The organism is Saccharicrinis sp. 156 (genome assembly GCF_050589685.1).
Classification (GTDB): domain Bacteria; phylum Bacteroidota; class Bacteroidia; order Bacteroidales; family Marinilabiliaceae; genus Saccharicrinis.
In genome coordinates, this window is sequence record NZ_JBNGOS010000034.1 from 27,146 (window position 1) to 46,579 (window position 19,434).

Sequence of the window (19,434 nt, forward strand, 5' to 3'; positions counted from 1 at the left end):
TCGTAGAATACTACATTTGTAATGTACTAAATTGGAACAAAACGTACTATTAACGTTTGAAATATGGATTTCAGAAAAATTGACAATGTATCGGTTGACTGTGTGATTTTTGGTTTGGCTTCAGATTCCTTGAATATATTATTGAGCAAGCGTACCCTCAATATGTTTACGGACGCTTATCCTGTCATTGACGATTGGGTGGTCACCGGACATCATATTTTTAAGAGTGAAACATTGGATGAATGTGCGGACAGGATTTTTAGGGAAATTAGCGGGTTTAGCGAGGTCTACAAAAAACAATTTAGGGCCTATGGTAATCCTTCCCGTATTCAGAGCGATAAAGATTTGTTTTGGGTGCGCAGCAGAGGGGGCAACCCTCGCACCATGACGGTGGCCTATTACTTTCTCTTACCTATGGATAAAATAAAAATAAAGCTCGAAACATCAAAATGGTTTCCAATTAAATCATTGCCCGGATTAGGTTTTGATCATCGGCAGTTAATTGATGATGCTTATGCTGATCTACAACAAAAGATAATGACGGAACCCATTATCTTTGATTTGCTTCCTGATAAATTTACTTTGAATGAATTGCAGGTTGCATTTGAGCTGGTTTTGGATATTAAAATAGACAACCGAAACTTCAGAAAAAAGGCATTGAGTAAAAGTTATATAGTTCCGCTGGAAGAAAAAAGGTTAGGGGTATCAAAAAAACCGGCTAAACTATATATGTTTAGCAAAGATGTGTACGAAAGGTTAAGTGGCGAGGGGTATATTATTAATATCTAATACTGTAATAATTATAATGTATGAGTGACGGTAAACTGAGAAAAAATATTCAAATAGGTTCGGAAGTAGAAGTAGTTCAGAAACATCACCAACGAACAGGTGAGTTGACGCATGGATTTGTTAAAAGAATACTGACCAATTCCCCCAGCCATCCACATGGCATTAAAGTAATGATGGAATCGGGTATTGTTGGCCGCGTAAAAAAAATACTTTAAAAATGCCTATGAATTTGATTTGTTAATAACTGTTAAATTTAAATTAGTTTGTTATCTTGCCACTTTATGTATGTTTAGGGGCAATTTTTTTAATTCAATAGGGAATGAAGAGGCTAATAACTTCAACAATATTCATCATGTTGTTTGTGTCTATTGGGGCTGTACAACCTTACTATAAAATAGGACATTCAAATAAATCGGTGCCCGAGCTAACCGCTGAAGTTACCAAATTACTTTTGGGACATGAATTTGAGGTGTTGGGCATGTACCATCCTAACCGGGACAACAACCTTTGCGTTATCGTTTTTTCTTGTGACGAACTGACCAGCATGGCAACCGCGGTTACCGATAAGGGCGCGTTTGGTTCGACGCTAAAAATCGGTTTAATAAGGGAGGGTGATAGAACCGAAATAACTATGCTAAATCCTTATTATATTAAACATGCTTACTTTAATGAAAGTGCGAACCGTCACGAAGCTATTAAAATGACAGCCATGACGGATTCCCTGGTGAAGGAGGCGCTTTCCCCTTTGGCTGTGGATTCTAAATATTATGGCAGGGATATTCCCGAGGAAGAATTGAATGAATACCATTTTATGCCGACCATGCCCCGTTATAAAAATGTAATCGAATTAAACGAATATGATGAGTTCCTTGAAGCCGTTGCCACCATAAAAAGCAATCTGCTGAAGGGAACCGGTGATTGTGAATTGGTTTACGAGCTATTGTTTGAAGACAAAGAAATTGCTGTTTTGGGGGTCGCGTTTCATGGGAAAGACAATCCAGAAAGGGAGATGTTGGAATTAATGGGGGCTGGTTGTATTTCATCCTTACCCATTGAAATTCTGGTTCAGGGACACAAAGCTTATATACTGAATGGGAGGTTTCGGATACCTCTGTTTAAAAGTGATTTAAGCATATTGAAGATTTTTAAGGTAGTGGGTATATCATCCGATATTAACAGTTGCGCAAAAAAAATTGCCGAATGGGACGTAGTAAATGATTAGTTGCGTTGGTAATTAGTTGCTTGACGAGCGTCACCAAGTTGCCGAATTTTAAGCGTTCATAGGGTTGTTTTTTGGTTCATCAGGATGCAGCAGGTATGGGGATCTTTCTATGATTTCATCGGCCAATCCTTTTCCTACTTCCTCGTAAAGATTGAAAACATGGTGTGCTCCAGCCTCATGAAGCATTTCAATTTGATCGTTGTATCGCGCAGTGGCAAATATTTCTATAGGTCTGTTTAGCGTATTCAGCCGTTTAATCGCAAATATATTATTCTCAAAGTCGGGGAGGGCCAATACCACAATTTTTAGTTCCTGGGGCGAAATTTTATCCCAGAAATCGATATTGGTGGCATCGTGTAGTACAACCTTCCTGTTTCGTTTTTCATGTTGTTTAATCCTATTCTCGTCCGAATCCAGCCCCACAATTTTTTTGTTAAAGCTATCTTCAATTTTATCGTAAATATTTGCACCTACCGTTCCCATACCAATAATAAGGATTTGAGCGTCGTCAAAATGAATTTTCACATCCTCGTAGTGAACCTTGGCGAATGAATTGATCAGCTTTTTCCAATTTTTGAAAATAACGTGCGCTCGGCTGTTCAATAACGATGAGATGATAAAAGATATGGAGATGCCCAAGGCAATAATAATTAGCCAATCGTTGGGGATCCACTCTTTTTTCACGGACAAGACACCAACGATCAAAGCAAATTCCGAAAAGTTGGTCAACGAAATGGAAGCAAAGTAAGAGGAGTGAACAGGGAATTCAAATTTGCTTAACGAAAAATGATAAATAAAAGGTTTCGCAATAACAATGACTGATATGATTACAGCTGCTACTAAAGTATTAAAATTGGGGGTGCCGCTAAATCCAATGCTCAGAAAAAATGCGATCAAAAAGAAATCTTTAAAGTTCAGCAAATTCTTGGCCAGCTCGTCGGATTTTTCGTGATTGGAAATGATCATGCCAAAGACCAGGGCGCCCAAATCGGGTTTTAAACCTACTATGCCAAAAAGCTCAGATCCCAATATAGCCATGAAAAATCCAAACAAAGTAAGCATTTCCCCGTGACCGGTTCGCTTCAGGATGTAAAGTAATACGGGGCGCAGTAAGGGGGTTAGTAACAAAAGGAACGCATATTCCGAGGGTGACTCGCCTTTGGACAATGTAAGAAAGAGTACGGCCAAAATATCCTGAATAATCAATATTCCAATAGCCGCATTTCCTTCAGCCGTATTCAGGTTCCCTCTCTCTTCCAATATCTTAATGGCAAAAACAGTGCTCGAAAAGCTTAACGCAAACGAAATAATGAGTATTTGTTTAAAAGAAAGTCCGGTAAAATAAGGGAGGGGGGTAAAAGTCAATACGCCAATCAGTAAAACGGTGATGGAAACCGCAATGGTTGTTGACATTAGGCTGCCGCCAAGAATGGCCTTTTGTACCAGTGTTTTAAGTTTAAGCTTAAGCCCAATGGTATATAGCAACAAAATAACCCCAATATCGGCAATGCCGTCTAATAGCTGACCGTGTTCGGCATGAATGCTGTGAAGTAAGAATCCGGCCAGCAGAAATCCGAGCATAGGGGGCAATCCTATTCTTCGCATTAAATAGCCTAGTCCAAAAGCAATTCCCATCCAAAGCGAATCCAGATTCATAGAATAAAAGGTAAATATTAGTTCGTAAGTTACAATGTTTTTTGGTATGTTTTTTTTTACTGATGCCAGTCCTGTTTTAGGCTTTGTGATTAGCTTGCTGTTGGTGTTGATTCGCGCTAGTTCAGTGTAGCTCCATACACTAAGCTTTCAGTGCATGTTTTACGAATCCTGAAGTTTTAATAAATAACCGCTTCCGTGGATATTCACGATTTCCAACCTGGGTTCCTCCTTTAGGTATTTCCTTAATTTGGTAATGTACACGTCCATGCTTCGCGTGGTGAAGTAACTATTTTCGCCCCAAATGCTTTTCAAAGCTTTTTCGCGCGGCATCACTTTGTTCAGATCCAGGCACAGCATTTTTAATAATTCTGCTTCTTTGGGAGAAAGTTGGTTTACGGTATCGGGGGAGGTAAGGGTTCGAAGCTCAAAGTTAAACTCAATTCGGCCAAGTTGAAACAGGCTGGGCGTGTTCTCGCCTTCCTTATTGGAACTTCGGTTGAGGATAGCGTTTATTTTGGCAATCAGTATTTCCGAGTCGAATGGTTTAGTCACATAATCATCGGCGCCGATGCCAAAGCCTTCCAGTATATCTTCCTTGAGTGTTTTGGCTGTTAAAAATATTAAAGGAATCTCTTCTTCCTTCGCTTTTATTTCCCTGCCGATGGTAAAACCGTCTACGTTCGGCAGCATCACGTCTAAAATGCAAATGTCGAAATGACCTGTTAAAAAAGTCCTTAAGGCATTATTGCCATCTTTAACCCAGGTAACTTCAAAACCATTAATCTCGAGATATGATTTCATTACCGTTCCAAAGTTTTGGTCGTCTTCAACCATAAAAACTTTTTTCTTATCACCCATTTTACGTTATGTTTAATCCGATTGTGGTAAAAGCTGGCGGCGATCCATTTTATCTGTTAAAGACGCCACGTTTTAGTATCAGAACGAAAGTATGAAAAATCTGTTAACTAAACGGCAAAAACAGCTTAAATGTGGAACCTTCTCCCAGTTTACTTTTTACAAAAATATTTCCTTGATGCTGATCGATGATGGCTTTGACATAACTTAAGCCCAAACCAAAGCCCTTTACATTATGGATGTTGCCCTTGGTCGCCCTAAAGAATTTTTCAAAAACCTTGGACTGCTGTTCTTTGGTCATTCCTATGCCGTTATCAGTCACGCTAATTTCTATCCCACTTTTGGTGTTTTGGGAGCTCACCTCAATTTTGGGTGTTTTCTCCGAATATTTTAATGCGTTTTCCAACAGGTTCATAATCACATTTGTAAAATGTACCTCGTCCACATTAAAAACGGTGAGATCGGCCCGAAGGTTGGTTTTTATTTCAGCCGATTTCTGTTCTGCCAATAGCTTAATTTTATCAACAGCTTCATTGATTAAAACATGTAAGTCGGCTTTGATTTGTACCAACTGAAAATCTTGTTTTTCGATCAACGACATTTGCAACACGCGCTCCACCTGATTGTTCATGCGCTTATTCTCCTCTTTTATTATTTTAAGGAAAGGAGATATATGTTCAGGTTTGTCAATTATGATAGGATTGCCAATATTGTCGGTGGCCAAATTTATGGTCGCAATTGGGGTTTTAAACTCATGCGTCATGTTGTTGATAAAATCCGATTTTATTTCGGATAGTTTCTTTTGGTTTAGAATGGTTCGGAAAGTAAAGTAAAAGGTAATCAGAATAAACAGGGTAAACAACAACGAAGAGCCAAGCAAAATATTTAAAGACTGGTAGATAAATAAGTTCTGATTGGGGAAATAGATGTCCAGTGCCAAGGGCGACCAGCTGCGAATCAGATCATCCGGAAACAGGTCCGCCACAAAGCCAAAATCGCTTTTGTCCCGGTTGTATTTATGAGAGCATAATTGAGTCAGCACACCATTGTTTTTGTTAATCACAGCATATTCGTAATTCAGGTCGATGCCCCGAGCCTTCAGTTCATAGTCTAGAATTCTTGTTAGGTTTTCTGTGTCAATCCGGTCGGTTGGGTTTGTGGTTCGTCTTTCTATCTCAAAACTGAATTGGTTAATAAAGTTAAGGGCGCTTAAGTCGCCACTCTTTTTGATAACCCTGTTAATAGAATCTTGCCAAAGCTGTAGGGCTTTTTGCGCGCGATAAATATCTTCCTCATTATTAATGTCAAAATTATTTTGGGCTATGATTACTTCTTTTGACTTACCATGCTGCTGAAATTCGATGTGTGTTTCAATATGGCCTCTGTTATAGGGTGATAAAGTTGATTTCTTTTTCGGTAAAAGATCCTCGGGCGATAGCCTGTCCTGTTTGTTTCCTGCCATGGGAAAATAAGGTGTGCTATTTTTTTTTGAGGTATCTTCCCGGGTAATGGAGGAGTGCCGTTGCGGTATAAATTGCCGGAAAAAATAGTTGGCTTGTTGTTCGCGTTGCATACGCTGAACGGTTGCATTCATCGCATCGTAAATTGTTGCGTTAAATTTCTCTTTTCTAACTTTAATGGCATTGTTCATCCATAAAAACTGAACCAAGATTATGCCCAATAAGGAAAAGCTCATTAATGCCACTAACCCTGTAAACGATTTTTTCTTCATCTCCTTTGTGTCTTCAAAATGCTCAAAAAGTGCCTCTGTGTCGTTTTCCAATGTAAATATATAGTATTTTCGTCCTGCTGATTTGACTTTAACTAATCATTAACTGATTTTAACCCGACCTTAACCCGTGCTGTTGAATAACTTGCTTACCTTTAAATGGTCGAAAAACTTAAGTCTTGTCAAGGTGTGGCAGTTAAACGAGCTAATATTTTTTAGAGGTTTTTATACGAGGCAAAGTGCACGGGCGGAACGTGTCCTGTTATGGCGGAAGCTACAGGAAAAAAAACGTATTGCAGGAGAATGAAAAAAGGAGAGTAATATGGTTCGGGGAATTGGCATACTTAAAATAATATTCACTTAATACCCCTTGTGATGAAATCAAAAAAAATTAAAACCGGAGTGGTAATGGTGTTGGCAGCTATTTTTGTTCCAATATCTATTCTTGCTCAGCAAAACGAAGTGAAGATAACAGTTCATAAGGACGGCAGCGATTCCACTTTAAAGAACAGCTTTTATAGTACCATGTTCGATGTGCAAGATTTGGGCAAGATGCACGAGAAACTGGATAGCATCTTTTCAACGCTCGACAAAGATTTGGATAAAAAAATTAAGGTGATGGCATTTAATGCCGATTCCATGCGGAAGCATTTTAATTTTAATACCGATTTTGATTTTAAGCATGGAATAGATTCCATGTTCACATTTCGCAAATTGAGTCTCGACGACAAGAGAATCGAGAAGATTTTAGATTCGTACCATAGAAAACCTGGAAAGCGGGTTTGGGTATTGGATGAAAAGTACCTCGACTCCTTGCATCACAAAGGGATGAATATAAAGGTTAAAATGGACTCGGTAACGGAAAATGGAAGAACCGTCATTAAAAAAGAAATATTAATTGAAGGAAAAGGAAAAGACGGCGAACCTATAGTGATTAAACGCTATAATGATAGTGATGAAGAACGCGAAGATATTATTGCCTACCATCAAAAGCATGGAGTCAAACATCCGGGCGAGCAGGTTATAATAGAAAAAAACAATAAGCGCTTAAGACCAGGAGATTATGAGCGCAAACATGTGGAAGAAATCGCTATTTCGGATGCGGAAATATTGGTGAAGGGCGGTATTTCACCAAAGGTGATTACGGCACCTGCTCTGAAGCCCAAAAATATTGAGGTCAATATAATAGTTAAAGAAGAGTTCGGTAAGCAGGTAAAAACAATTGGTATGTCGCTGGACTTTGAAGATAAAGAAGACTTGCAAGTGCTTATCCTGGCCAGGGACGGACAGGTGGTCTTCGATGAAACACTGAAAAACTTTTCGGGTACCTATATCAAGGATATTGAGATAAATGAGGCCATAAGCCCATACTATTTCGTTGTTATACGCGACAAAAAGATGTTCGGTAGGCTAATTCAGGAATAGAAGACAAAAGGCAAGGTTTAAATTAGGGATTTAGGTTAGGCAAAGGCCGGTTCAAATAAACTGAAATCTGGCATTTGTAATTTGAAAAAATCCTTCATGTCAGCAGGCCATAGCCGTCCCAATGGCTATAGGGATATAATCTTATAATGCTGTGTTTACGCGGATCATCAATTAGAGGTTCGTAATGGGCATTTGAACCCGGATTAGGTATTATTCAATAATCCTGTCTTTGACTTTTATGGCCGGGTTACCTTTGTAAATTGAATATTTCTCAAGCTTTCCCGAGGCAACAGATTGAACGGTAACTACAGCGTGCGACTGGCAAATAGTATTTGGTGTAAGCGTTGCCCGGGCGCCAATCCAGGTTCCATCTTCCAACACAATCCTGCCTATCATCAAATCAAAAGTCTCCTTTTTAAAGTTATGATTACCGCAAAGCAACATTGCACCCTGCGAAAGGCAACAATTCTTACCAATGGTAACTTGGTCAAGGTTGTCGATCCATACATTTTCTCCAATCCAGGTATTGTTGCCAATGGTCAGTTTCCAGGGATATTTAATGTTGACACCCGGTTTAATGACCACCCCACTGCCAATTTTTGCTCCAAACATTTTTAAAAACATTTTCTTTAGCACAGAGGATGGGTTCAATGGGTTGATAAAAAACAGGACATTTACGAAGTACCAAAGCATTTTTTTAATCATGCCACCCGGTTGATACCAGCTATTGTCATATTTCGATAAATTGGTTTGTTTCATTATAAATTAGTTTAATGTTCAATAGTTAACCGTCAATGGTTAAGGTTTTCTGGCAAAGCTTTAACCCTAATGCAATTGCTTTATGTTTAACGTATTAGTTACGAACAACCCATGACCAGTAACCAATGTGATTTATGGCAATGCGTTAGCGACTTGTTCCAAAAATCAAAAATCCAATGCCAATCAAAATTCCCAAAAGATATATGGCCTTTATTTTAATGTTCTTTTCTTTAAAAAGGTAAGCGCCAAACGCAAAGGCCACAACAACGCTTCCCCTTCGCAATGCAGAAACAATGGATATCATACTCTCGGGAATGTGCAATGCATAAAAATAAAAGAAATCTGCGACAATCAGGAACAAACCGATCAAAGGAATACTCCACCGCCAAACAAAAGCGGAAGTTCTCTTCCTGTTTGGCCACCATATTGCCATAACCAATGGTACAAAGAGAACCACTTGATAAAAAGTAAAATAACATTGAACGGCCATCCGGTTAATATGTCTCAACAAAAACTTGTCGTATAATCCACTTACCGCCCCAAACAAGGTTCCCAGGATCAAAAAGAAAACCCATTTGTTTTTTCTAAAAGAAATCCCCTCCGTTTTTCCCGCAATCGAGAACATGTAGAAAAAGGTCAATGTAATTAGGATGCCGATCCATTGATAAGTGGTAAGCCTTTCGGAAAATATGATGATAGCGCCAACCAGTGTCCAGAGCGGTCCCGTGGCCCTAATTGGTGAAACGATGGTAAGCGGTAAGTGCTTCAATGCAAAAAACGAAAATATCCAGGAAGTAACCACGATGGCCGACTTCAGAAAAAGCATGGCATGCTCTTTAAAAGTGATAGGTGGAATATAAAACAGGTTGTTGATGGAAATGGTTTGTGTTTGCGAAGCAATCCATATAGGGACAAAAAAAATAGCCCCGCTCAATGAGCTAAAAAGTAGTACAGGAAGCACTGCATTGTTGTTTACCGATACTTTTTTAACGACATCGTAAATACCCAAAAACAATGCAGATACTATTGCCAAAAACCACCACATATACAATAGTTTAGTGTTAAGTGCACAAAAATAGAGATTTGTGCGAATTAGGCTTAAGATATTATCATTTTGTTTTGTAGAATGAAGATATTTAACGTAAATTTAGAAAAAGAGAACAATGGAGATGTAAAGTTTCTCTTCTGGGTGTTTCTTCCAGATTAAGCGTGAAAGTTATATCCAATCATTTAAATGGCTTTGATGAATTATCTTGTTGTTAAAAACGGTTTTGTGGTGCAAGGGTCGGCTATTATTGCCGAGGATATCTTAGTGGGTGGAAATAAGATACTGCAAATAGGTTTAAACCTTGAAAGACCTACCAGCGAAACTCCGGTTATTGATGCGACAGGAAAATATGTGATGCCCGGTGCGGTTGATATGAACCGTCATTTCCTGGATTTGAGTTCGGAAGAAGCGTCGCCGGAGGAATTAAAAAAACTAAATCAGGCAGAGATTTACAATGGTACCACCACCATGCTTGATTCGGTTGAGGACTATAACAAAAAAAACTACCTGTACAATATCTACAGAGCAAAGGAAAAAGCACAAAGAAACTTGATAGATTATGGTTTTCATTTAACCTTCTCCGATTTAAAAACGAGCATGTCAAACGCATTCGAGTATAGTTATATTCATGAAGGTATCTCCACGTTCCTCTTGAATGTGTCACTGTTGGAGAATGTGAACGTTAACATATTGGAATCCATTGTCAAAAGAGCGGCTAACAATCATCTTCTAATTATTAGCGATTTGGTGATTCCCGAAACGGAGAAAAGCGAAGCGGATGATATTAAATTGAACAAACCACTTGCCTTACGGAACCATTTCGAGGCTTTATCCATATTGGTAGAGATGGGGCTAAAGTATGGGTGCCCGCTCATGTTCTTGAATGTAAAGTTCAAAGAGGAGTTGGATATGATTCGTGAAGGAATAGATCATGGCGGCGATTTCTTTGTGAGCTTAAGTATGCCTTTCTCCATTGGCCTATCAGATCGTGTTAGGGAGAAAGGAAAGGAGACCCTGTTGGAGTTAGCCTCAGATAATGGATTAAGACCGATCAATGAAGAGGAGGTATGGCATTTAGTAAAGGACAAGAGATTCCTCATCAATCCGCCTTCGTTTAATCTAGCTATTGAGGAGGAGCCTGATGAAGCACTGGTTTTTAATAGACCCGACAAGTTTTTCTATTTGCGAAATTATTTGAGTATGCTTTACACCGTCGGTGTAGGTGAAGAAAAAATAAATATTCTGGATATGGTAGATATCGTATCAACCCGACCAGCTAAAATTATGGGGCTTTGGCCAAAAAAAGGCGTGTTGCAACCCGGTGCTGACGCCGATTTTGTAATATGGAATCCCACTTTTGATAGAAATTTATATTGTTCAATGACAAATGCGAAAGGAATTCCGGTCAAAAAATATAAGTTACGCGGCAGACCCGATTTTGTATTCGCCAAGGGTAGGATGGTATTTAATGGAGAATCGTTTTATCCAAAACACTCCGACGGCACGTTTGTGTTCAGAACCGCTCCATTAGTATTATAGGTATAAGGATTATTTTAACGACTTGTTTTTCGATCCTTTATTTTCCTCTTCTTTTAGATGTGTGTCCTCGCATTTTAAAACCCTGCCTTTGTATTTGTTTAACATGCCATAATTGTGGGTAGCCATAATTACTGTTTTCCCCATTTTTGAAATTTTCAACAATAGCTTCATTAAGTCGTCTGTGGTTTCAGGATCCAGGTTTCCTGTGGGCTCATCGGCCAATATCAAATCCGGTTCGTTTAACAGGGCTCGGGCAATGCCTATGCGTTGTTGTTCTCCTCCAGATAGTTGGTGGGGCATTTTGTAGCCTTTATGCACCATGTCAACTTGAGTCAGCACCTCACGTATACGCACATCCATTTCCTTTTTGTTTTTCCAACCCGTCGCTTTAAGCACAAAATTCAGGTTTTCATAAACAGAACGATCACTCAGTAATTGAAAGTCCTGGAAAATGATTCCCATTCTTCTCCTTAAAAAAGGAATCTGGCTCGATTTGGTTTTTTTGAGATTATAGCCAACGGAAAACACAGATCCCTCGGTAACCGATACCTCACCATACATGGCTTTTAACAAGCTCGACTTACCGCTACCCACTTTCCCAATCAGGTAAACAAATTCACCCTTTTTTACTTTCAGGTTAACATCCTTTAAAACAATGTTTTCCTGGTGGCGGATAATGGCATTTTTAAACTCCACAATGTTGTTTTGTTTATTTTCTATAGGAAGGGATTGCTTGCTGCTCATTTCTTAAATGTACTGTTATAACACTTTGATTATACAATTAGCACTTGGTACAATGCCGATGACCTGTTCCGCAAAACTGCGGAAGATTAATCACAGTTTTTTATAGCATGCCCCGATTATTTCGGGGGTGTAAATGCAATGCTTATGTCATTAACGAATCGGTATTATTAAGGTGCATTAGAATTATTGGGTGAAATTAAAAAAATAAATTGTGTTTTTGTTACGTTTTAACACGTAGATATTAAAACGGACCACTGCGAAGGAGTGTTTTCTTATTTTTTGGTACAGTACTTGATTCAATAGGCAGAAGATGAAACAGCATAGGTTAAAATTTTTATCTTTATGCCCCGAAAGAAGAAAATGCAGGTTTTATAGGTTTGAGGATTTGTAAAATTCTGATGGCAATGTAATTTAAAATCATCCTTCTGAGTGACCTGATTTTTTGCTTTCTGCCTGTGGTTGGCAGGCGGCCATGCCGGTTTCGAATATTCAGAAATAAAAGTTTATTGAATGATAAATACTAAATACCTTACCGTTACAGTTATTGCTTTTTTGTTAGGCATGCATGTATTCTCTCAACAATCCGTCGGGTTCCGGCAACCGGAAAAGGAATTTGACAAGGCGCTGGAACTGTACCGCTTAAATAAGTTTGGTTCAGCCCGTGAGCAGTTCGAAAAATTTATCGCTAACTCTGTTCGGGCCGGTTCTAATTTAATTTCCGAAGCCTATTACTACAGGGCTATTTGTGCTAAGGAATTGGAAAACGGCGATGCCCAATACCTGTTCGAAAAGTTTGTTATGGAGCATCCCGAAAGTAATAGGAAAGCATTTGCGTATTTCCACCTGGGTGATATTCAGATGAATCGCAAAAAATACAGGCAAGCATTACGCAAGTTCGAGGATGTTAAGGAACGGAAACTGGACGATGAAACTCGATATGCATACTTTTTTAAGAAAGGATATTGCCATTTTATGGAGGAAGAGTACGATGTGGCCAACCAATATTTCTACGACCTGAAAGATGTAGACAGTAAATATTATGATGCCGCCAATTATTATTACTCGCACATTCAATATCAAAAAGAAAACTACGAAACGGCGCTTAAAGGGTTTAGACGACTGGAACATGTGGAAGCCTTTAAAAAGGTGGTGCCATATTACATAGCACAAATTCATTACTTAAAAGGCGATTACGATGCATCTATCGAATATGCCTTACCGATGATGGAGAAAGGCGCTAAAAAGCGTCAGGCAGATATGGCTCGAATTGTGGGCGAATCATACTTTGCCAAAAAAGATTATGCAGAATCAACAGTGTATTTCGAGAAAACCATTGAACTGTCGGAAAATGCCCGCCGCGAAGATTATTACCATTTGGGGTTTGCCTATTATTACCGGAAAGATTACGCTAAGGCAGCCGAGTTCTTAAGTATGGTCACTTCTGCCAACGATGAAATGGCGCAGAACGCCTACTATCATTTGGCCGATTGCCACCTTAGGTTAAATGACAAAAAACGGGCTCGGGTTGCTTTCGAAGCGGCATCTAAGCTTGATTTTGACAAAGATATCCAGGAAGATGCTTTGTTTAATACCATCAAGCTAAACTATGAGTTGTCATACTCCCCGTTTAACGAGATTATAACTTCGCTGTTGGGTTTTATCGAAATGTTTCCGGAGAGCGATAAGATTGATTTGGCCTACGATTACCTGGGGAAGGTTTTTCTGACCACCAAAAATTATGAACAGGCACTTGGAGCACTTGAGCAAATAAATATTAAGAATGCCGGGGTTTATAAAGCGATTCAACGGGTAGCTTATCATCATGCCATTGATTTATTTACCAACCTAAGGTTTTCAGAGGCCATCAAAGTATTTGATTATAGCTTGCAATACGATAAGTATGACAACGACTTAAAGGTAAAGGCATACTATTGGAGGGGCGAAGCCAAATACAGATTAAACAACTTTACGGCGGCGGTGAAGGATTATAACGATTTTATTTTGATGCCGGGAAGTTACAAGACGCAATACTTCGCGTTGGCACATTACAACATTGGTTACGCCGAGTTTAAGTCCAAGAACTACGAAAATGCCAAATCGTGGTGGCGAAAATATGTAAAATTGGAAATGGACAAAGAAGCCGCTACGGTTGGAGACACCTATAACCGTATTGGTGATTGTTATTTTGTGCAGCGCGATTTCCAACAAGCCATTAACTATTATGAACAAGGGGAAGCTTTTATTGAAGGTACGCCGGATTATTCCTTGTTCCAGAAGGGTATTTCATTGGGGATACTTAAACAGCATAAACAAAAGATTTCCGAGCTGAACGACTTGATTCACAAATATCAAAACTCCAATTATGTAGATGATGCCCTTTACGAAATGGGAAAATCATATGTTGCCCTGAACGATTTGGACAATGCCATAAAAAGTTATAAAACGATAAAAGAGAAATATCCTATCAGCAGTTATGCCAAAAAGGCCATGCTACAATTGGGCTTGGTTTATTATAATGCCAACGATTACGACAATTCCATGGCTTTCTACAAACGTGTGGTAAACGAGTTTCCCGGCACACAGGAATCTACGGAATCCTTGCTGGGAATACGTAACATTTATATGGACCGAAACGATTTGGATGGTTATGTCAGGTATACCAAAACACTGGGAAGTTTTGCACGGGTGGATGAACATGAGCAAGATTCGCTCAGTTATGTTTCGGCAGAACGTTATTATATGGAGGCCAAGTGCGATATAGCGATTAAAAATTTTAAACAATACTTAAAGAGGTATCCGCAAGGACTGTTTGTGCTTAATGCAAATTACTATATGGCCGATTGTTTGTATAAGCAAGGTGATAAAACCGATGCCTTAAAAGCATACCGCTATGTTACCTCACGCGGGAAAAATATTTTTACCGAAGATGCATTGATTCGGTCGGGAGAAATCAATTATGCCATGAACAGTTATCGGGAGGCACTCAAGAACTTCCGGGAGCTGGAGCAAGTGGCTGAAATTCAAGCCAACCAGATGGAGGCCAGGATAGGAATGTTGCGATGTTATGCAAAACTGACGGATGCTGATAATTCGATAGAAGCGGCCCAAACGGTATTGGATGACCCTAAAGTTGCAGGTGAAATTGTCCGTGAAGCCCGATTTATTAAAGCAGGCGCACATATGATGAAAGGGGATACTGAAAACGCCATGGCAGAATATATGATATTGGCCAAAAACCCGCAAAGCGCCGAAGGTGCTGAATCCAAATATTTAATCACGCAACATTATTACGATACCGGAGATAAGAAAAAAGCCGAGGATGAGGTTTTTGACTTTGCTAACAAAGGCACCTCGCATCAATATTGGTTGGCAAGGAGCTTTATTGTGTTGGCGGATGTTTATGAGTCCAGCGGGGAATATTTCCAGGCCAAACAGTACCTGCAAAGTATTACCGAAAATTATAAAGGTGAAGATGATGTTCAGGGTATGGTAGCGAAACGGTTGGCCAGCCTCGAAAAGAAAATGGCCGTATCAACGGCGGAAGAGTCGGCAGATTCTTTAAATATCCAGTGATAAACCGAACTAGAATAAGCCGAAATCCAAAGGGTTTTAACTTATCTCGGTTAGTGGGCAAAATTTTTCAATACTTTTTTTGACTTAAATATCTTTTACAACTTTGTCTTTTTAATGGGCAAATTACAATAAATTAAAATTTTTTTGTTTACGTAGCTTAATCCTAATATTCTTGAAAAAAGGGTAGAATATTAGAGGAAAGGTACTGCATCTTGAATTTGATTAATATGGTTAAAATGAAGCATATCAATAAAATATCCTTACTAGCCATTTCGGTTCTTGGCACCCTGTCCGTAAACGGGCAGGAATTGAACAAGGACGTGAAGGTAGTAAGAGAATACAATCCCATAATATCCGACGCGTATAAAATTAATGAGCTGCCTGTAAATGAGGTGGATGAAGCGAGTTTTGATCCTAATTTCTCCTATAACATCCTCTCAAAGGCAATGTCCGCAGGTTTAGCTGTGGAGCCTATTTCAGCGGCGCGATTAACGCCGGAACGTAAAACGGTTTTGGATAAATCGTATGTAAAAGGCGGTTTGGGAAATTACGTGACGTTGTTCGGAGAGCTAAATTACAACCTGCTTCGTTCAGAGGAATTTGCCGTTGGCTTAAATTTAGGACATATAAGCTCGGGAGGCGATGTAAAGCTCGAGGATGATTCAAAAGTGGATGCACCTTTTCACGATACTTGGGCATCAGTTTATTTCCGCAGGTTTTGGAAAGATTATACGCTTTCCATCGATGCTGATTTCTTGCATAATATCTATCATTATTACGGTTATCAAAATTTGGATGAAACGATTGACTATTATGGGTACCCGTATTCGATGACACCTGTTTTAGGCGAAGACTTAATGGTGGATGAAAGGCAGCGATTGAGTTCGTTTGATTTAACAGTGGGTTTAAACAATAAAGTTTTGGACGATTCTGCTACACCTTTTGATGCCAACTTTACATTCGGGACATTTAGTAATGTGACTGGTGTTAAGGAAAACCATTTTGGCTTAAACGGTAAGGTTCGTGGTTTTATAAATGATATGTTTATAGATGTAATCGGTGGTTTCGATTATTACGGAACTTCAGTACCCGATTCTATTTCTCCGCTTTATCAATTCTTAGACAGAAATATGACGGTGGTAAACTTATCACCGGCGCTTGGTTTCCAGTTTGAAGGGGCTAACGTAAAAGTGGGTTTGGATATTTTTGCCCAGTTAGGCGGGCAGGACGATGACTTTAATGTGGCACCGCACTTAGAGGCCGATTTGGAAATTGCCGAAGGCATTGTAACTGCATTTGCCGGGATCAAAGGCGATTACTACGTGAATAATTATGAAAGAGTACAGCGCGAAAACAGATTTGTTTCAGCCGACCAAAATGTTAAGAATAGTTTTCATGGTATCCACTTGTTTGGGGGATTACGCGGGAACTTTAGCTCACAGACAAGCTTTACCGCCCGTTTGGACTATTCTACTTTCGATAATGAACATTTTTTTGTGAACCGCTCTTATTCCGACACCAGCCCTTTGTCATCTGCTTCAGGGCAAATGTATCAGTCTAATATATTCGACGTTGTATACGATGATGGTAACCTGTTGAGTGTTTCTGGTGAGTTGAAATACGAACCATCATCCGGCTTCAACCTCCTTTTAAAAGGAAAATACAACGGTTGGAACATGGATAACCTTAAGCAGGCCTGGCATAAGCCGGAAATGGAGCTGGGAGTATCTGCCAACTATGAGTTAATGGAGGATTTATGGGTTAACCTTGGCCTGTATTCTATCGGTAGAAGATATGCTTTGGATGTAACAAACGGCTCCGAAAAGGAGCTAAAAGGTGTTGTCGATCTAAATCTCGGAGTAAACTACTATATGAGCTCAAAATGGACACTGTTTGCCAATGTAAACAACCTGCTTATTGCCAAGTATTACCAATATAATGGTTATCCGTTGCAAGGTTTAAATATGAGGGCCGGTGTAGGGTATTCTTTTTAGTGAAGTAGTAGTTACAACTTAATATTAAATACTGTGTAACACTTGACCTGAGAATACTGTTTCGTCAAAGGATTGTTGATTTATATTAAAACCAGACAAAACTTATTCCTATATGTGTACGAATAATTACTGCTTGTAGAAGCAGTTAAGAGTCAAAACCAGTTTTGGGATTAATAGATAGGTTTTGAGATTTTGTTTTTTTGTAATAATGGTTAATTTCGCATCGACAAAATTGCGAAAATGAACTACACAATTCTCGACTTTCTTACCTTAATCGGATCACTCGGTTTATTTCTATATGGGATGAAACTGATGAGTGAAGCACTTCAAAAAGTAGCAGGCAGTAAACTCAGAGGCTTTTTAGCTGCCATGACATCGAACAGAGTCACGGGTGTTCTTACTGGGTTGTCAATTACGGCTATCATTCAATCGTCAAGTGCTACTACGGTAATGATTGTGAGCTTTGTCAATGCTGGATTGCTTACCCTGTCCGAATCAGCAGGGGTGATCATGGGTGCTAATATTGGAACTACCGTCACGGCCTGGATTATTTCAATCCTGGGTTTTAAAGTAAAAATGAGCATTTTGGCCTATCCCATTATTGGAATAGGCTTTCCTTTGGTTTTTTCTAAAAAAACCCGCAATCAATCCTGGGGGCAGGTATTACTTGGTTTTGCACTGTTGTTTGTCGGCCTGGAGAGTTTAAAGTCGAGTGTCCCTAATATTGGTGATCATCCCGAGGTGCTTGAGTTCTTAAAGAATTTTACCGAGATGGGGTTTGGTTCGCATTTGATATTTCTGGCTATAGGTACTTTGTTAACAGTTATAATACAGTCATCGAGTGCCACTATGGCATTAACTCTTGTGATGTGTAATAATGGTTGGATCAGTTTTGATAGTGCAGCAGCCATGGTTTTGGGCGAAAACATTGGGACCACTATTACCGCCAATCTTGCAGCCATGGTTGCCAACTCAACAGCTAAAAAGGCGGCACGACTTCACCTTGTGTTTAATGTGGTAGGTGTTGTTTGGGTGTTAATGATATTTCCATTTTTCTTAAAGGGGGTCGATTCAATTGCACAAACTTTTTCGGGTAAATCCGCATTTACAAGTGCAGGTGCAGTGCCTGTAGCCCTGTCGTTATTTCACACCTTTTTTAATGTTTTTAATGTACTGATTCAGATTTGGTTTGTAAAGTATTTGGTTAACCTGGTTAAAAGGATTGTTCCGGATCAAGAAGAAGACGATGAGTTTAGGCTGAAGTACATTAAATTTGGTATGCTAAGTACCAGTGAATTATCCGTGTTGCAGGCAAAAAAGGAAATTGTTCTATATGCCCAACAAACCAAGAAGCTTTTCAAAAGACTGGGAAATATGCTGAACGAAACCAAAGATCGCAAGTTTTTAAAGCAGCTTGACAAAGTTAAGAATGGTGAGGTGAAAAGTGATGAAATGGAAGTTTCTATCGCAAAATATTTAACCAAAGTCGCGGAAGGTGAATTAAGTAAGAGATCGGCCAAAAGGGTAAGCTCCATGTTTCGTGTAATCGATGAAATTGAAAGTGTTGGGGATTCCTGTGTGCATATTGCATGTGCCATTGCCCGAGCACGTGAAAACAATACGCCATTTACTGCCGAAATGAAATCGGAATTAGAATCGATGTTCTCTCTCATTGAGAAAGCAATGGATAAAATGATCGAAAATCTGAATATGACAAATGGTGGTGTTAAAAAAGCGGATGCCAAAAAAATTGAGAACGAAATTAATGAGTGCCGCAATAGGTTAAGGAAAGATCACGTACGAAATATCGAAACTGAAAAGTATTCATATAGTATTGGTACCCTTTACAAAGATATTTTCTCGGAATCTGAAAAAATGGGGGACTATATTTACGATGTAAGTAGCTCAATAGCCGAGGTTACTGAGTAGTTTTATCGCGTGTAAGAAGGAGTTTTCAATTAAGGATCGAAAATATTCAATGCACTATTGTAAGGTTTCTAAATTACCATTTTAATGTATCTTCCCCACCTACTTTTTGAAAGGAATTTAACTTGGATTTATTAGATATTTTCAAGGTCAGAAAATATAGCTGTTAAAATCT

General features: G+C 39.1%; 14 protein-coding genes. 8 read left to right on the top strand and 6 right to left on the bottom strand.

The features are described from left to right. The first annotated feature begins 63 nt into the window (after positions 1 to 63). From ACRD64_RS19045 to ACRD64_RS19055, 3 genes are all read left to right on the top strand, one after another. Positions 64 to 789, top strand: coding sequence for an NUDIX hydrolase (locus tag ACRD64_RS19045; RefSeq protein WP_430935055.1), 726 nt, complete (start codon positions 64 to 66; stop codon positions 787 to 789). Between the two features lie 20 nt (positions 790 to 809). Then, entirely contained in the window at positions 810 to 1,004 is a 195-nt protein-coding gene (locus ACRD64_RS19050) for a YwbE family protein (RefSeq protein ID WP_430935056.1), read from the top strand. Positions 1,005 to 1,108: 104 nt separating this feature from the next. Next, complete coding sequence (locus ACRD64_RS19055) at positions 1,109 to 2,011, top strand: hypothetical protein (protein ID WP_430935057.1); 903 nt, start codon at positions 1,109 to 1,111, stop codon at positions 2,009 to 2,011. A gap of 48 nt (positions 2,012 to 2,059) precedes the next feature. Here ACRD64_RS19055 and ACRD64_RS19060 read toward each other — a convergent pair whose 3' ends face one another. The 3 genes from ACRD64_RS19060 to ACRD64_RS19070 form a co-directional block, all read right to left on the bottom strand. After that, complete coding sequence (locus ACRD64_RS19060) at positions 2,060 to 3,667, bottom strand: cation:proton antiporter (RefSeq protein ID WP_430935058.1); 1,608 nt, start codon at positions 3,665 to 3,667, stop codon at positions 2,060 to 2,062. Positions 3,668 to 3,826: 159 nt separating this feature from the next. Continuing rightward, entirely contained in the window at positions 3,827 to 4,525 is a 699-nt protein-coding gene (locus tag ACRD64_RS19065; protein WP_430935059.1) for a response regulator transcription factor, read from the bottom strand. 103 nt (positions 4,526 to 4,628) lie between these two features. Then, on the bottom strand, positions 4,629 to 6,305 hold the full coding sequence (locus tag ACRD64_RS19070) for a sensor histidine kinase (RefSeq protein WP_430935060.1): 1,677 nt from the start codon (positions 6,303 to 6,305) through the stop codon (positions 4,629 to 4,631). 321 nt (positions 6,306 to 6,626) lie between these two features. Here ACRD64_RS19070 and ACRD64_RS19075 point away from each other — a divergent pair, with 321 nt between their 5' ends. Beyond that, on the top strand, positions 6,627 to 7,676 hold the full coding sequence (locus tag ACRD64_RS19075) for a hypothetical protein (protein WP_430935061.1): 1,050 nt from the start codon (positions 6,627 to 6,629) through the stop codon (positions 7,674 to 7,676). 210 nt (positions 7,677 to 7,886) lie between these two features. On the opposite strand, the gene ACRD64_RS19080 is transcribed toward ACRD64_RS19075, so the two are convergent. After that, a complete protein-coding gene (locus ACRD64_RS19080) occupies positions 7,887 to 8,435 on the bottom strand; it encodes a WcaF family extracellular polysaccharide biosynthesis acetyltransferase (RefSeq protein ID WP_430935062.1) in 549 nt (182 codons plus the stop codon). 145 nt (positions 8,436 to 8,580) lie between these two features. Beyond that, positions 8,581 to 9,480, bottom strand: coding sequence for an EamA family transporter (locus tag ACRD64_RS19085; RefSeq protein ID WP_430935063.1), 900 nt, complete (start codon positions 9,478 to 9,480; stop codon positions 8,581 to 8,583). Positions 9,481 to 9,678: 198 nt separating this feature from the next. On the opposite strand from ACRD64_RS19085, the gene ACRD64_RS19090 reads away from it, so the two are divergent. Continuing rightward, positions 9,679 to 11,022 carry an amidohydrolase family protein gene (locus ACRD64_RS19090; protein WP_430935064.1) on the top strand — a complete coding sequence of 448 codons (1,344 nt, stop codon included), beginning with the start codon at positions 9,679 to 9,681 and terminating at the stop codon, positions 11,020 to 11,022. 9 nt (positions 11,023 to 11,031) lie between these two features. On the opposite strand, the gene ACRD64_RS19095 is transcribed toward ACRD64_RS19090, so the two are convergent. Further along, entirely contained in the window at positions 11,032 to 11,766 is a 735-nt protein-coding gene (locus ACRD64_RS19095) for a cell division ATP-binding protein FtsE (protein WP_430935065.1), read from the bottom strand. A 510-nt stretch (positions 11,767 to 12,276) separates the two neighbouring features. On the opposite strand from ACRD64_RS19095, the gene ACRD64_RS19100 reads away from it, so the two are divergent. The 3 genes from ACRD64_RS19100 to ACRD64_RS19110 all read left to right on the top strand — a co-directional run bounded on the left by ACRD64_RS19100 (position 12,277) and on the right by ACRD64_RS19110 (position 19,262). Continuing rightward, the gene (locus ACRD64_RS19100; protein WP_430935066.1) at positions 12,277 to 15,339 is read left to right on the top strand and encodes a tetratricopeptide repeat protein; all 3,063 of its coding nucleotides are present in this window, start codon (positions 12,277 to 12,279) and stop codon (positions 15,337 to 15,339) included. A gap of 236 nt (positions 15,340 to 15,575) precedes the next feature. Further along, positions 15,576 to 17,333 carry a TonB-dependent receptor gene (locus ACRD64_RS19105; protein WP_430935067.1) on the top strand — a complete coding sequence of 586 codons (1,758 nt, stop codon included), beginning with the start codon at positions 15,576 to 15,578 and terminating at the stop codon, positions 17,331 to 17,333. A gap of 240 nt (positions 17,334 to 17,573) precedes the next feature. Beyond that, a complete protein-coding gene (locus ACRD64_RS19110; RefSeq protein WP_430935068.1) occupies positions 17,574 to 19,262 on the top strand; it encodes a Na/Pi cotransporter family protein in 1,689 nt (562 codons plus the stop codon). The last annotated feature ends 172 nt before the right edge of the window (positions 19,263 to 19,434 follow it).

Bases quoted from the DNA above. Each gene is read 5' to 3' on its own strand.
- ACRD64_RS19065 (WP_430935059.1), bottom strand. From the start codon at position 4,525: ATGGGTGATAAGAAAAAAGTTTTTATGGTTGAAGACGACCAAAACTTT.
- ACRD64_RS19060 (WP_430935058.1), bottom strand. From the start codon at position 3,667: ATGAATCTGGATTCGCTTTGGATGGGAATTGCTTTTGGACTAGGCTAT.
- ACRD64_RS19075 (WP_430935061.1), top strand. From the start codon at position 6,627: ATGAAATCAAAAAAAATTAAAACCGGAGTGGTAATGGTGTTGGCAGCT.
- ACRD64_RS19055 (WP_430935057.1), top strand. From the start codon at position 1,109: ATGAAGAGGCTAATAACTTCAACAATATTCATCATGTTGTTTGTGTCT.
- ACRD64_RS19080 (WP_430935062.1), bottom strand. From the start codon at position 8,435: ATGAAACAAACCAATTTATCGAAATATGACAATAGCTGGTATCAACCG.
- ACRD64_RS19090 (WP_430935064.1), top strand. From the start codon at position 9,679: ATGAATTATCTTGTTGTTAAAAACGGTTTTGTGGTGCAAGGGTCGGCT.
- ACRD64_RS19050 (WP_430935056.1), top strand. From the start codon at position 810: ATGAGTGACGGTAAACTGAGAAAAAATATTCAAATAGGTTCGGAAGTA.
- ACRD64_RS19105 (WP_430935067.1), top strand. From the start codon at position 15,576: ATGAAGCATATCAATAAAATATCCTTACTAGCCATTTCGGTTCTTGGC.
- ACRD64_RS19095 (WP_430935065.1), bottom strand. From the start codon at position 11,766: ATGAGCAGCAAGCAATCCCTTCCTATAGAAAATAAACAAAACAACATT.
- ACRD64_RS19100 (WP_430935066.1), top strand. From the start codon at position 12,277: ATGATAAATACTAAATACCTTACCGTTACAGTTATTGCTTTTTTGTTA.
- ACRD64_RS19085 (WP_430935063.1), bottom strand. From the start codon at position 9,480: ATGTGGTGGTTTTTGGCAATAGTATCTGCATTGTTTTTGGGTATTTAC.
- ACRD64_RS19045 (WP_430935055.1), top strand. From the start codon at position 64: ATGGATTTCAGAAAAATTGACAATGTATCGGTTGACTGTGTGATTTTT.
- ACRD64_RS19110 (WP_430935068.1), top strand. From the start codon at position 17,574: ATGAACTACACAATTCTCGACTTTCTTACCTTAATCGGATCACTCGGT.